This window comes from Paraburkholderia sp. GAS206C, from assembly GCF_050435645.1.
Lineage (GTDB): Bacteria > Pseudomonadota > Gammaproteobacteria > Burkholderiales > Burkholderiaceae > Paraburkholderia > Paraburkholderia phenazinium_B.
In genome coordinates this window covers 1-13931 of the sequence record NZ_JBNDKR010000009.1, presented here as the reverse complement: position 1 = coordinate 13931, position 13931 = coordinate 1, and the positions used below count along the sequence as shown (strand labels likewise).

The 13931-nt window shown below is 64.0% G+C and carries 14 protein-coding genes and 1 tRNA gene; 11 read left to right on the top strand and 4 right to left on the bottom strand.

All coding sequences use genetic code 11. The features are described 5' to 3' along the window. The first annotated feature begins 20 nt into the window (after positions 1-20). From P3T20_RS24635 to P3T20_RS24610, 6 genes are all read left to right on the top strand, one after another. Positions 21-96, top strand: a tRNA-Asn gene (locus tag P3T20_RS24635). Positions 97-305: 209 nt separating this feature from the next. Continuing rightward, complete coding sequence (locus tag P3T20_RS24630; protein ID WP_074263817.1) at positions 306-785, top strand: CreA family protein; 480 nt, start codon at positions 306-308, stop codon at positions 783-785. Positions 786-847: 62 nt separating this feature from the next. After that, complete coding sequence (locus tag P3T20_RS24625; protein WP_429288148.1) at positions 848-1675, top strand: AraC family transcriptional regulator; 828 nt, start codon at positions 848-850, stop codon at positions 1673-1675. Positions 1676-1842: 167 nt separating this feature from the next. Continuing rightward, positions 1843-2523, top strand: coding sequence for an AzlC family ABC transporter permease (locus P3T20_RS24620; protein ID WP_083611500.1), 681 nt, complete (start codon positions 1843-1845; stop codon positions 2521-2523). After that, positions 2520-2843: an AzlD domain-containing protein gene (locus tag P3T20_RS24615; protein WP_074263814.1), complete on the top strand. Its 324-nt coding sequence runs from the start codon at positions 2520-2522 to the stop codon at positions 2841-2843. Before P3T20_RS24620 ends, P3T20_RS24615 begins: the two co-directional genes overlap by 4 nt. A 276-nt stretch (positions 2844-3119) precedes the next feature. Then, positions 3120-3896: a DUF4088 family protein gene (locus P3T20_RS24610; protein ID WP_074263813.1), complete on the top strand. Its 777-nt coding sequence runs from the start codon at positions 3120-3122 to the stop codon at positions 3894-3896. A gap of 32 nt (positions 3897-3928) precedes the next feature. On the opposite strand, the gene P3T20_RS24605 is transcribed toward P3T20_RS24610, so the two are convergent. The 3 genes from P3T20_RS24605 to P3T20_RS24595 form a co-directional block, all read right to left on the bottom strand. Further along, entirely contained in the window at positions 3929-6040 is a 2112-nt protein-coding gene (locus P3T20_RS24605; protein WP_429288147.1) for an ATP-dependent helicase, read from the bottom strand. Between the two features lie 134 nt (positions 6041-6174). After that, positions 6175-6426: a hypothetical protein gene (locus tag P3T20_RS24600; RefSeq protein ID WP_074263811.1), complete on the bottom strand. Its 252-nt coding sequence runs from the start codon at positions 6424-6426 to the stop codon at positions 6175-6177. Between the two features lie 120 nt (positions 6427-6546). Beyond that, on the bottom strand, positions 6547-6996 hold the full coding sequence (locus tag P3T20_RS24595) for a hypothetical protein (protein WP_429288146.1): 450 nt from the start codon (positions 6994-6996) through the stop codon (positions 6547-6549). A gap of 307 nt (positions 6997-7303) precedes the next feature. Here P3T20_RS24595 and P3T20_RS24590 point away from each other — a divergent pair, with 307 nt between their 5' ends. The 5 genes from P3T20_RS24590 to fumC all read left to right on the top strand — a co-directional run bounded on the left by P3T20_RS24590 (position 7304) and on the right by fumC (position 13713). After that, the gene (locus tag P3T20_RS24590; RefSeq protein ID WP_074265967.1) at positions 7304-7522 is read left to right on the top strand and encodes an RNA-binding S4 domain-containing protein; all 219 of its coding nucleotides are present in this window, start codon (positions 7304-7306) and stop codon (positions 7520-7522) included. Positions 7523-7672: 150 nt separating this feature from the next. After that, positions 7673-9073, top strand: coding sequence for an MATE family efflux transporter (locus P3T20_RS24585; RefSeq protein WP_429288145.1), 1401 nt, complete (start codon positions 7673-7675; stop codon positions 9071-9073). A gap of 177 nt (positions 9074-9250) precedes the next feature. Next, positions 9251-10210, top strand: a complete 960-nt coding sequence (gene panS / locus P3T20_RS24580) for a ketopantoate/pantoate/pantothenate transporter PanS (protein ID WP_429288144.1) — start codon at positions 9251-9253, stop codon at positions 10208-10210. A 409-nt stretch (positions 10211-10619) separates the two neighbouring features. Further along, entirely contained in the window at positions 10620-12224 is a 1605-nt protein-coding gene (locus tag P3T20_RS24575; protein ID WP_429288143.1) for a phospholipase D family protein, read from the top strand. An 88-nt stretch (positions 12225-12312) separates the two neighbouring features. After that, entirely contained in the window at positions 12313-13713 is a 1401-nt protein-coding gene (gene fumC / locus P3T20_RS24570; RefSeq protein WP_429288142.1) for a class II fumarate hydratase, read from the top strand. A 10-nt stretch (positions 13714-13723) separates the two neighbouring features. Here the strand turns inward: fumC and P3T20_RS24565 are convergent. Next, a partial coding sequence (locus P3T20_RS24565) for a hypothetical protein (protein WP_429288141.1) occupies positions 13724-13931 on the bottom strand: 208 nt, incomplete at its 5' end.

The window sequence follows — 13931 nt, the reverse complement described above, 5'->3', positions numbered from 1 at the left end:
TGTAAAAGTTGTACTGCTGTTCCTCGATAGCTCAGTCGGTAGAGCGCCGGACTGTTAATCCGTAGGTCCCTGGTTCGAGCCCAGGTCGAGGAGCCAAAAGATTCGAAGGCCCGCATTTGCGGGCCTTTTGTTTTTGGGCGGCGCGCGTCGCGGTAATACTGGCCACCCAATAAACGTTGCGCTCTTCGCGTTCATCCCATTCCGCTCTCCTTCAGCGGTTTCCAGACGCATCCACCCGCGTCATGGTTGCCGATATACGATGGTGCTTTCGCTTTGCCATCATTCCTGATCACTCCGGTATCCCAATGAAATCACCCTTGTTGCGCGTTACGCTCGCCTTCGCTGTCACGGCTCTGCTCAACCCTCTCGCGCACAGCGAGGAAGTGGGCAGCGTCAACACCAATTTCCACGTGACCGGCTCTGACCGGGTGGTGGTCGAAGCCTACGATGACCCGATCGTGCAAGGCATCACCTGCTATGTGTCGCGAGCCCGTACCGGCGGCATCAAGGGCACGCTCGGCATTGCGGAAGATCCCACCGAAGCATCGATCGCCTGTCGCCAGGTGGGCGCCATCAAGTTCACCGGTCCGGTCAAGCAGCAGTCCGATGTGTTTTCGGTGAGCATGTCGCTGATCTTCAAGACGCTGCACGTGGTGCGGATCGTCGATGCGAAGCGCAACTCGCTGGTGTATCTGACCTACAGCGATCGTGTCGCCAGCGGCAGCGCGAAGAACAGTGTCAGCGCGGTGGCAGTGCCGGCCGGCACTACGATTCCGCTCAAGTGAAAGCTGCTTGTACGGTGACAGCCTGCTCGCGCTAAACTGGCAGGCCGAGCTGGATTTCCATCATGACCGTGACCCGTTTCCGCGATTCCGCCCGCTACTGGCGCACGCCGCTTTTGCCTGGCGCGGATCTGCTCACGGCTGAATACCACGATCACGAGTTTTCGCCGCACTGGCACGACGCGTACACCATCCCGGTGATCGTCGCCGGCGCCGAATGCTACCGGTATCTGGGCGCGGACTACGTCGCCGAGGCGGGCAGCGTGCCGATCATCAACCCCGGTGAGCTGCACACGGGCGCGCGGGCGATGGAGGAAGGCTGGCGCTACCGCGTGCTGTACGCGCCGGTGGATTTCATCCAGCAACTCGCGGACGACGTCGCCGGTCAGCCCCAGCCATTGCCATGGTTCGAGCCCGGCGTGATCCGCGATGTGGAAGTCGCGCAACGGCTCGCACGCGCTCACCGTCTGCTCGAAGCGCAAGCCGATCCGCTCGCGGCCGAAGCCGCGATGCTCGACGCCCTGTCGATGCTGCTCGTGCGCTACTCCGGCGGGCAGACAAAGCCAGCACGGCTCGCCGTCGATGACACCCGCGTCGCGACCATGAAAGAGCGCCTTACCGGCGATCTCGCCACGCCACTCCAGCTAGGCGAACTGGCAAGCGCCGTCGGCCTGTCGCCGTTCCACGCTGCGCGTCTGTTCGCCCAGAGCACCGGCCTGCCGCCGCACGCGTGGCGCAACCAGGTTCGGCTGCAACGCGCACTGGCGCCGCTGCGCGCGGGAGCCTCTGTCACCGAGGTAGCCGCGGCCAGCGGGTTCACCGATCAGAGCCACTTCACCCGGCATTTCCGGCGCGTGTTTGGGGTGCCGCCCGGGCGCTGGCAGGCTAGCTAAGCGCAAGTCACGCAAAAGCAGCGGTCACAGCACCGCAGCAAACCACCATAGCAAGAACGTACAAGCCCTCCCCACCCCGCCGCGGCTATCCTCCGCAGACCAAGGAGGCAAGATTGACCCATACCAGACGCACTGAATTCACCGCCGGCGCGCGCGACATCATCCCGATGATGGTCGGCGCCGCGCCGTTCGGCATGATCTTCGGCACCCTCGTCACATCCGGCCCGCTGCACCTGTGGCACGGGCAACTGATGTCGCTCGTCGTTTTCGCCGGCTCGGCGCAATTTATTGCGCTGGGCCTGATCGCAGGCCATACGAGCTTCGCGGTGGTGCTGGCTACCACCCTGGTCGTGAACCTGCGGCACGTCCTATACAGCGCCACGCTCGCGCCCTATGTCTCGAACCTGCCGCTGCGCTGGCGCCTCGCGCTGGGCGGCGTGCTCACCGACGAAGTCTTCGCAGTCGCCTGGGCGCACTACAGGCACCATCCGCCGGGCTCGATCAGCCCGTACTACTTCCTCGGCGCGGGTCTCGCCATGTATCTCAACTGGCAGATCTGGACGCTCGCCGGCCTTCTGTTCGGCGCGGCGTTCCCAGGTCTGCAGTCGCTCGGGCTCGATTTCGCCATGGCCGCCACTTTCATCGCGATCGTCGTGCCCCAACTCGTCGCGCTACGTTATTTCGCCGCGGCCGTCACCGCGGGCGCGCTGGCGTTCTTCTGGCAGGCGTGGCCCTATAAGCTGGGCCTGCTCGGTGCGGTGTTCGCCGGAGTCGTGGTCGGCGTGCTGCTGTCGTTGCCCGGCAGCCAGCGGCGCACGGCAGAGGCGGAGGCGGAGGCGGCACAATGAACTACGCCCTCCTGATTCTCGGCATGGCGCTCATCACGTGGACGATCCGCGCGACCGTTTTCGTGCTCGGCGAGCGGCTGGTGTTCCCGCCGCTCGTGCGGACCGCCCTCGGTTTCGTGCCGGTGACGGTGCTTACCGCCATCATCGTGCCCATGACCGTCTCGCCCCACGGCGGCGACGCCGAACTCACGTGGCGCAATCCGCAACTCGTCGGGGCTCTCGCCGCCGTGGCCGTCAGTGCGCTGACCCGCCGGCCATTGCTCACCATTGCGGTCGGACTCACGGTCTTTTTTGTCTGGCAAGGCGTCGTCCTCAAGTAGAGCGGCCCCCCTGGTTGCAACGCCAGCCTTGTGCAGCGCCGCAACCAGCGCTGCATCCGACGGCCCGCACGCACCAGCCCCAAGCTCTGCCCCTCAAGTTTTACCCCATTCCGCCGTTATGCAGTCGAGGTCCGCTCGCCGGGAAGTTCTCCCGCTGGTTATGCGGCAACAAGCAAGATCAACCGCGTCGAGCATCGACGTCGCCCTGTCACGGGGGCAGTTCGCAGAAGGCGGCACTTTTGCGGTGCAACGCGGGAGGACCAAACGGGATACGACATGGGTCAAATCACCCTTTCACTCAAAGACGAAACCGTCGCAAACCTGCGCAAGGACTTTGACGCGTTTCTGCGCGTCTCGCTCAAGCTCGACCCGCAGTTCGCCACGCCGTCGTTTGAGGATTTTCTGCGCGCCAAACTGCTCGACAACATGGTGCCGCTCACCGAACACGCGGTGAAGCGGATGTTGCAGGGCGGTCAGTACGCATGGGCTAAACGCACGCTGGACAAGGAATTCCCGGATGTCGTCGCGATCCTGATGCAGCAGGCATCAGAGTTCGGGTTTGGCTTCGCCTCGCGCTCCGAATGGACCCCGGAGGAACTGGCCAAGCAGTGTCACGACTGGGCAGCGGCGATCGTCAAGGAATCGGATGGCGATGCGTCGCTGGTGGATCCGCTCGCCGCGCAGATCAAGAGCGCGGCGCAGGACATCCAGGCGCTCGAAGAGACCATGCAAACGCCGGCATGGCGGCTGGTCGAGTCGCTGCGGCAGCGGGTCTACGAGGCGAAGGTGGCGTGCGAGACGAGCATTGGCAGCACCGCGCGCGAAAAGCTTGGCGAACTACGCGGCCTGTTGCGGTTGGGCATTTCCCACGGCTCGTTCCAGAAACAGGAAGCGCAGCAGATCATGGAATATCTGCGCCTGCTGAAGCCGGAAATCTTTGTCGAAGAGCCGTATGACATTTTCTCGCGGCTCGCGGCGTGGCTACGCGCCTTCTTTACGCCGCCGCCCCGTCCGCAACCACAGCAACAGCAGCCGCGGCAGCAGTCACGTTAAACGGAGCGGGGTGACAGACACCTCGCCCGCGCTCAGTCCCACATCTTTTTCAGCTTCGCCGCGATTTCGAGCTTCGCTTGCGCCGCCGCGGCCAGTCCCGCCGCGCTCGGCGCAACGGGCTCGGGCACGCGCGGCCAGGCATGCGCGTCGAAGAGCGGCAGCAGGTGCGCCGGGATGAAACGCGTGCGCGAGGCCCAAACGTGCCGATCGCCCAGATGCGTCTGGTTATGCACGTAGAAGCGTTGCGGCACGACGATGTGAAGATCCTCCTTCGCACGCGTCATCGCCACGTACAGCAGGCGTCGCTCCTCGTCGATCTCCGCCTCGCTGCCCGTGCCGAGATCCGACGGAATGCAGCCGTCGACCCCGTTCAGCACGAACACATTGCGCCACTCTTGCCCCTTTGCCGAATGGATGGTCGACAGGATCAGATAGTCCTCGTCGAGCATGGGCACGCCGGATTCGTCGCTGGTGGCATCGGGCGGATCGAGCGTCAACTCCGTCAGGAAACGCTCGCGCGAGGCATAGGTGGCGGCGATGCTCTCCATTTGCAGCAGATCCGCATGACGGACGGCCGCGTCTTCGTGATTGCGCTCAAGGTGAGGTTCGTACCAGCGCCGCACCCGTTCGAACTCGGCCGGCCACGACGAGCCCGGGCCGCATACGCTCGACATGAGCGCGACGAATGGCTGCCAGTCTTCCAGTGTGCGAGCCGGTGGGGCGAAGGACGCTAATGCGCTCGCCGTAGCGCCAGGGGCAATTTCAGTCACCGCATCCAGCACACGCGCCGCCGTCGCCGGCCCGACACCAGGCAAGAGCTGCGTGACGCGAAACCCCGCCACCCGGTCACGCGGATTTTCCGCCCAGCGCAGCACGGCCAGCACGTCTTTCACGTGCACCGAGTCGAGAAACTTGAGGCCGCCGAATTTCACAAACGGAATGTTGCGCCGGGTCAGTTCGATCTCCAGCGCGGCGCTGTGATGAGCGGCGCGAAACAGCACCGCTTGCGCCTTCAGCTTCATGCCGGCTTCGCGCGCCTCGAGCACCTGTTCGACCACGTAACGCGCCTGATCGGCCTCGTCCGCCACGCTGACGAGGTGCGGGCGCTGGGCGGATGCCTTGTCCGTCCACAGATTTTTGGTGAAGCGCTCGCTGGCGAGCTCGATCACCGCGTTCGACGCCGCCAGAATCGGCTGCGTCGAGCGGTAGTTACGCTCGAGCGTGACCTGTCTCGCGGGCGGATCGAAGTGGCCCGGAAAATCGAGGATGTTGCGCACCGTCGCGCCGCGAAACGAGTAGATCGATTGGGCGTCGTCGCCCACCACGGTCAGGCCGCGGCCGTCGGGCTTCAACGCGAGGAGGATAGACGCCTGCAGGCGATTGGTGTCCTGATACTCGTCTACCAGCACGTGATCGAAGCGGCCCGCAAGGTCAGCGGCGATCGCCGGTTGCTCGGCCATCAGGGACCAGTAGAGCAGCAGATCGTCGTAGTCAAGCACGCTCTGTTTCTGCTTGGCTTCCACATAAGTGGCAAACAGCAGCCGCAGATCCGCCTCCCACTCGCGGCACCACGGAAACGCGTCGTTCAGCACATCCGCCAACGCCGCGCCGGTGTTGACAACGCGCGAGTAGATCGCGAGGCAGGTGCCCTTCGATGGAAAACGCCGTTCCTTCGCCGAGAGCCCGAGCTCGTGCCGCACGAGGTTCATCAGGTCGGCGGAATCCTCGCGATCGTTGATTGTGAAGGTGGGCGCGAGGCCGATCAGTTCGGCATATTCGCGCAGCAGACGGGCGCCGATGCCGTGAAACGTGCCCGACCACGTCAGACCCTGTGCTACCGCGGCCCGCGCGCCCAGCGCCTGCCCGGCGATGCGCGTCACCCGCCGGGTCATTTCGACCGCGGCCCGGCGTGAAAACGTCAGCAGGAGGATTCGACGGGGATCGACACCCTTGACGACCAGATTGGCGACCCGGTGCGCCAATGTATTGGTCTTGCCCGACCCAGCGCCGGCAATGACCAGCAGGGCGCCGGTCGGCTGCGTAACGTTGCCGGTGTCGTATTCAACGGCTTCGCGCTGCGCGTCATTGAGCCTGGCCAGCCAGGCGGCAGTATCGGACGGCGCGGGTTCGGCAACGGAGAGCACGGTGTCTGGGCGGCAGATAGAGGGTTACAGGGCATGGGCCGCAAAACAGCGCGGCGCCGCATACTGTATATCCATACAACCGGCTCCGACAAGCACCCTTTTTTTCCTCAACTACCGAGACGACGCCCCCACCCCTACTCCTTCTTCGCGTCCTTTTCCTTCGCATCGGCCGCGGCCTTATCGGCGTCAGACTGCGCCTCCGTCTTCGACTTGTCGGCCTTCGCCTGAGCGACATCGGACTTCTTGTCGGCCTTCGCCTGTTCCTTGGCAGCCTTTTTGTCGGCGTGCGTGGGCGTTGCGGTCGAGTCGTTCGTTTGCGCGAACGCAACCGGCGACACGCAGCCGGCAATCAGCGCCGCAACAATCCAGTTCATGGGCTTATTCATGCAATACCTCCCTCAGGATCACGGACAGGCCATGGACAACCCGTCGATAAAATTGAACGGGCCGGCCGCGGCAAGCCGCGCCGGCCCGTCGGAGCGGCTCACCGCCCCCTTGCTACATGCTTAGTGCTTGACGTCGGAAGCATCATCCTGGTTCGGCGTCTGGCCTTGCATGTTCATCTTCATATCGTTGTTGGCCGTCTGCTTGTCGGCCTTCTTGTTAATCTTGGCGTCACGGACTTGCTGCTTGTACTGCGACTTGGCCGCGGCCTGCTGCTGCTTCAACTCTGCCTTCGACGCCTTCTTCGACGCGCTGTACTGGGCATTGGCCTGCGCATCCGCGTCGCGCTTTTGCACCAGCGGATCGGTCGAGCCCGATGCCGTCAGACGCTGCGGCGCCGGGGTCGGCGGCTGGACGCCTTGCGCGGCCGGAGCCGCTGTATCGGCGCCGGGCGCCGCCATTTGCTGGCCCGCACCGCCGGCATCCGGTTGCGCGTTGGTCTGCGCGAACGCACCGGTAGCGGCAAAAGCAGTCAGGGCGGTACCGATCAGGAGCGAACGAATCTGGGTCATAGCTTTACCTCTCTAAAATTGTTGTCAGGACTCGGGCGGCAAGCCCACCGAAGATGCTAGCTGTGCGTATCGTCCGGTCTGCTGCGCCCCGCCGTCGAAGTGACGGAAGGTCACGCAGACAGCAGGTTTTTCTACAGACCTGCCCTTTGCGAGTGAAGTTCGCGACAAACGGTCACTGTTACGCACCGTTTCATTTTCTAACGAAAACATAACCTATGCTTTCAATCAGCATAAGCCGGACTACCTGAGGCTATCCATGTGGCTTCTGGCTTATGATGCGAACCCCGTTACCCTTACCGCAATCGCCATGCCCAATCTCGATTTCACCCTGACCGGCGACTATGTCGAATTGCACAATCTCCTGAAGATAACGGGGCTTGCCGACAGCGGCGGCTCCGCCAAACTGATGGTTGCCTCCGGCGCAGTGACCGTGGATGGCCAGGTCGAGCTACGTAAAACCTGCAAAATCCGCGCGGGACAAGTTGTTTTGCTGGGCGACACCCGGATTGCCGTGCACGAGGCATAGCGCCGCCGGGCTCGGCTCAGCGCTGGACTGCGGGCTCGCCAAAAATCCGCACCAAAGATGTGCTTACAGATCGACAACAGCTCGCCTACCCCCTAAGCTGTCGGTTTCGATAGAAACGGCATGGACGCGACCTGCTCCGTGCCTCGCTTTATGACCCGATCCGGCCTCTCCCGGGTGGCCGCGCCGCCGCCTACGTTTTCCCGCCACGCCGCCGACACCGCCCGCCTCGCCGCCCCGCTCGCCATTGCCCAACTGTCGCAAATGGCAATGGGCGTCACCGATACGATCCTGCTAGGTTCGCTCGGGCCCGACGCGCTCGCCGCCGGCGGACTTGGCGCGAACCTGTTCTTCGTGGTCGTCACGCTGCTGCAGGGCGTGCTGACGTCGGTGAGCGTGAGCGTCTCGCACGCGCGCGGCGCCCAAGCCGAAGACCGCGTGCCGCACATCTACTGGACCGGCTTCGTGATGTCGATGCTGCTGGCGATCCCCGCCTTCACGGTGCTGTCGCTCGCCACGCCGATCCTGCTTGCCTTTGGCGAGCCGGCCCTACTCGCACGCAACGTCGGCGAATACGCCGCCATCCTGCGCTGGGGTGCACCTGCGAGCCTGATCGGGGTCGGCCTGATGCGCTCGTTCCTGCCGGCCATCGGTGCGGCCAAACGTCTGTTATGGGTGTCGCTGGCGGGGGTCTGCGTGAACGGCTTCCTGAACTACAGCCTGATCCACGGGGCGAACGGTTTGCCGCGCCTCGGCTTCCTCGGTTCGGCGACAGCCACCACCATTACCGTGTGGATCACCGCGCTGGTGCTGATGGGGTGGCTGCATCTGCGCCCCCGCTATCGTCACTTCGTCACCGCGACACGCCCCAGATTGCCGTTGATGGGCGAACTGTTCGGCATCGGCTGGCCGGTGGCGATCACCTATGGCGTCGAGTCCACACTCTTTCTGGCAACCGGCCTGATGGTCGGCGTGCTCGGCGAATCGCAGCTCGCGGCGCATCAGATCGCGCTGAACGTTGCGTCAGTGGCGTTCATGGTGCCGCTCGCGATCGGTCAGGCCGCCAATGTGCGGGTCGGCTTCTGGTCCGGCGCGGGGCAGCCGCTCGCCGCGCGCCACGCGGGCTTCGTGGCGCTCGGGTTGGGCGTCGGATTCATGTCGCTGTCGGGGCTCGTCCTGATCCTCGCGCCGCACTGGATCGTCGGTCTGTATTTACACCTCGACGATCCCGCGAATGCCGCCACCGTGGCGTTGGCCAGCTCGCTGCTTGGCGTCGCCGCGATCTTCCAGATCGTCGACGGTATGCAGACGGTCGGCTCCGGATGTCTGCGCGGTCTCAAGGACACGCGCGTGCCAATGCTGGCCGCCGCGTTCGGCTACTGGGGGATCGGTTTTCCGACCGGCTACACGCTCGCATTTCACTTCGGGCTTGGCGCACGAGGCCTGTGGTGGGGTCTCGCGGCCGGACTCGCGAGCGTCGCGTTGCTCATGACGCTGCGCTTTCACAAGCTCAGCCTGCGACGCGTGCCGGCCGCTGCGCAACCGTCGGTATGACCGCGCCCCGGCTGCCCGCTTGCGCGTCCCATAAGGACGGCACCGGACACGCATCCAACGCGCGCCGCCTGGCATGCGCCATCCGCACGGCCAGTAATCCGCTGTCCGATGCTTCGACGCCTTGCACGCCGGCCCGCTCGAATTTCCATCCAGAAACAGAACCAAGGACCTCCTGACATGCTTGCCCGGGTTACCCGTCTCTTTCCGCTGTGGGCCGTGCTGGTCTCGCTCGCCGCCTATTTTTCGCCGGCTTCGTTCAGCCCCATCGCGCCGCACGTCACCACCCTGCTGACAATCATCATGCTGGCGATGGGCGTGACCCTTTCCATCGCCGACTTCAGGCGCGTCTTCACCCGGCCCGCGCCGGTCGTCGCCGGCATCGTCCTGCACTATCTCGTCATGCCGCTCGCCGCGTGGGGCATCGCCAAAGTGCTGCACATGCCGCCCGATCTGACGGCGGGCATGGTGCTGGTAGGCAGTGTCGCGAGCGGCACGGCGTCGAACGTCATGATCTATCTGGCGCGCGGCGATGTAGCGTTATCGGTGACGATCAGTGCGTTGTCGACGCTGGTTGGCGTGTTCGCGACGCCGCTGCTCACGCGCCTTTATGTCGACGCCTCGATCGCAGTCGACGTGCGCGGCATGCTGATGAGCATCCTCGAGATCGTCGCACTGCCGATCGTGGTAGGCCTCGTCGTCAACCATCTGTTCGGCAAACTGGTGCGCAAGGTCGAACCGGTTCTGCCGCTGGTGTCGATGATTGCCATTCTGCTGATCATCTCCGCGGTGGTGGGCGGCACGCAGAAAAGTATCGCGTCGGTCGGTCTCGTGGTGATGCTCGGCGTGGTACTGCATAACGGCATCGGTCTGCTCGGCGGGTATTGGGGCGGCCGCTTGCTCGGATTCGACGAAGCCGTATGCCGCACGCTGGCGATCGAAGTCGGCATGCAGAATTCCGGCCTCGCCGCGACGCTCGGCAAACTGTATTTCTCACCGCTGGCCGCATTGCCCGGTGCCCTGTTCTCGGTATGGCACAACCTCTCGGGATCGCTGCTCGCGGGATACTGGGCAGGTCGCCCGGCCAAAGGTTCCACGCATCCTGACAGCGGGTCCGCGTTCGAGGCGAAACGCAGCTAATGGTAACGCTGCGCGCTCGTCATCGATGAGCGCGCAGCGACACTCGCAATCATGCTGCGCAGGTGTCGCCCACGAGTGCGACTCACTCGCATATCGTTAGCATGACGAATCACACCACAGACCCTACGTCGCAACACCATCCCTGCCGGGTTGAGACGCCAGCCGCTCTCATGAGCATCAGGCGCAAGTGCGACGTCGCATGCTTGCCCGATCAATTCCCCTTAGAATGCTTTCCTCGAAAGAGCACAGATGCATCGGGTGTACGCCCTGAACGTTGCACTTCAGGCCGTGCGCGAACCGAATCCAGCGGAGGAATAACGTGCCGGCGTACGACAGCAACAACAACATCACGTCGCAATATCGTCAACGTCCACCAAGGACGACACCATTCGCGAGCACCGCAGTGCGAATGGCCACGCGCATCGGCAAGCATTGCTTGCTAGTGTGCGCCGCAGCGGCACTTTTGACCGCCTGCGCAAGCCGGCCGCCCGCGGCCGCATTCGATCGTCCCGTCACACACGCACTGCCGACCACCACCACGACACCACTGAGTGCCGCTCTCTCGCCCATCGAAAGCGCGCATCCTGGCGAATCCGGCTTTCGCGTGCTGTCGAATGGAACCGAGGCGCTGCAGATGCGTATCGCCCTCGCCCGCGCGGCGACGAAGACGCTCGATATGCAGTACTACATCGCCAACGAAGACACTACCGGCAAGCTGCTCCTCGGCGCCGCGCTCTACGCCGCCGACCACGGCGTGCGCGTGCGCATGCTCGTCGACGACCTGAATTTCAAGGACATCGACGACATAATGGCCGGACTGAATTCGCATCCCAACATCGAGGTGCGGGTCTTCAATCCGTTTGGCAGCAGTCATCGCAGCGTGTTCGAGCGCACCACCAACCTGCTCACGAAGATCGACCAGTTCACGCGCCGCATGCACAACAAGGCGATGATCGCGGACAACCAGTTGGCGATCGTCGGCGGCCGCAATCTCGGCGACGAGTATTTCAGCGCGAGCACCACGCTGCAGTTCCGCGACCTCGACGTGCTCGCGGCAGGTCCGATTACCGCCGACGTGTCGGCCAGCTTCGACGAGTACTGGAACAGCTCCGGCGCCTATCCGCTGAAGGCGCTGAATCACCAGAACTTCTCGCCGCAGGAACTCGACGCGACGCGCGATGCATTGCGCGCGCACTGGCGCACCAACGCCGATCCCTACAACGCGAAACCGCTAAATGCGACACCGCTCGCAACGCAGATCGCCGCGGACCAACTCGACCTCACGTGGGCGCCGGCGGAATTCAAGGCCGATACGCCGGGCAAGATCGATCAGCCGTCGCCCGACTACGTCAGCCCACCCATGCAACGTCTCGCCGATCTGATGAAGGAAGCCCAGAAAGAGTTTCTGGTGGTATCGCCGTACTTCGTACCGCACGATGCCGGGGTGGATGCACTCGCGCAACTCACGCAGCGCGGCATACGGGTCGCGGTCCTGACCAACTCGCTCGCCGCCACCGACGCGGTGGCCGTGCAAGCCGGCTACAGCCCCTACCGTGTGCCGCTACTGCAGCACGGCGTCGAACTGTACGAATTCAAGCCTGACCAGCAAAGCACGGGGACGTCGGTGACAGGCTCGCGGTCACGCGCCAGCCTGCACGCGAAAACCTACGTGCTTGACCGCCAGATTCTGGTGATCGGCTCGATGAACCTCGATCCGCGCTCGGCGAATCTGAACACCGAACTGGCGCTCTTCATCCACAGTCCGGTGCTGGCGGGCCAGGTCGCCGCGCTGTTCGACCGTGCGACCGCGCCGGCGGTCAGCTATCGGGTCACGCTCGCCTCGAAGGCAGAACTTGCCGGAGTGAGCTACATTGGTTCGCCGCAGTCGCAACTCGAATGGACTGACGAGGAGAACGGCCAGCGGCACACCTACACCTCGGACCCGCAAGCAGGTTTGTACCGGAATGTGATGACGGGTCTATTCTTGTTATTGCCAGTCCAGGGTCAGCTTTGATGCACGCCTTGCAGCGCGGGCGCGCAGGGCATCCGAACCATGCAGTTATCCAGCTAATTGGGCTTTTCAGTTAAAGCGGAGTTGAACCATGACCGAAGACGTACGAATGGAGCGCGACACGTTCGGCGAGATTGCCGTGCCGAACGCGCAGCTATGGGGCGCGCAAACCCAGCGTTCGCTGCAGAATTTCCGCATCTCCACGGAGAAGCAATCGCCCGAGCTGATCACGGCGCTGGCCGTCATCAAGCGTGCGGCGGCCGAGGTCAATCTGGGCCTCGGCGTGCTCGACGAGAGCAAAGCGAAGGCCATTATGCAGGCCGCCGACGAAATCATCGAAGGCAAGCATCCGCACGAATTTCCGCTGGCGGTCTGGCAGACCGGCTCCGGCACGCAGACCAACATGAACCTCAACGAGGTGATCGCCAACCGCGCGAGCGAGCTGCTGGGCGGCGAGCGCGGCGAGGCGCGCAAGGTGCACCCGAACGACGACGTAAATCGCGGCCAGTCGTCCAACGACGTGTTTCCGACGGCCATGCATGTGGCGGCGGCGGTCGGTATCGTCAAGCATCTGGTGCCCGCGTTGAAGACGCTGCGTGCGACGCTCGACGGCAAGGCGAAAGCATTCGCCGGGATCGTCAAGATCGGCCGCACCCACTTGCAGGATGCAACGCCGCTCACGCTAGGTCAGGAATTCTCCGGTTATGTGGCGCAACTCGACCAGGGCATTCGCCACGTCGAATCGGCGCTGCCGCATCTCTACGAACTCGCGCAAGGCGGCACAGCGGTCGGCACCGGCCTGAACGCGCATCCGCAGTTCGCCGACAAGGTTGCCGCGGCAATCGGCAAGCTAACCGGTGTGACGTTCGTGTCGGCGCCCAACAAGTTCGAGGTGATGGCCGCCGCCGACGCGCTAGTATTCGCGCACGGTGCGCTCAAGACCGTCGCGGCCAGCCTGATGAAGATCGCCAACGACGTGCGCTGGCTCGCGAGCGGCCCGCGTTGCGGTCTCGGCGAACTGTCGATTCCGGAAAACGAGCCCGGTAGCTCGATCATGCCGGGCAAGGTTAATCCGACCCAGTCCGAAGCGATGACCATGCTGTGCTGCCAGGTGTTCGGCAACGACGTCGCGGTGAATATGGGCGGCGCGAGCGGCAACTTCGAGCTGAACGTGTTCCGTCCGATGATTGCGCACAACGTGCTGCAGTCGATCCGCCTGCTCGCCGACGGCGCGCACAGCTTCAACGACAACTGCGCGGTCGGCATCGAGCCGAATCGCGAGCGCATCGACACGCTGCTCAACGAATCGCTGATGCTGGTGACGGCGCTCAATCCGCACATCGGCTACGACAAGGCGGCCAAGATCGCGAAGAAGGCGCACAAGGAAGGCACGACGCTCAAGGCGTCGGCACTGGCGCTTGGATTTGTCACCGAACAGCAGTTCGACGAGTGGGTAAAACCGAACGATATGGTCGGCAATACGCCGGGTTGAGGTCGTGAGGTCAGGCCGCGTTCAGGCCTGACTGGAACCGGGTTTCGTGCTGAACGAAGCCCGGCTCAGGCCACCGCGAGACAGATGCAAAAAGCGCCGTGCCCGGTGTAAGAACCGGCACGGCGCGTTTGTTGGGTGGCGGGTTAATAGTGCCCGGCGCCACATCGTCCGGGGTCACGTGGCCGATCGGCTCGAGCGGCGCGTTAACCTCGCGCGCG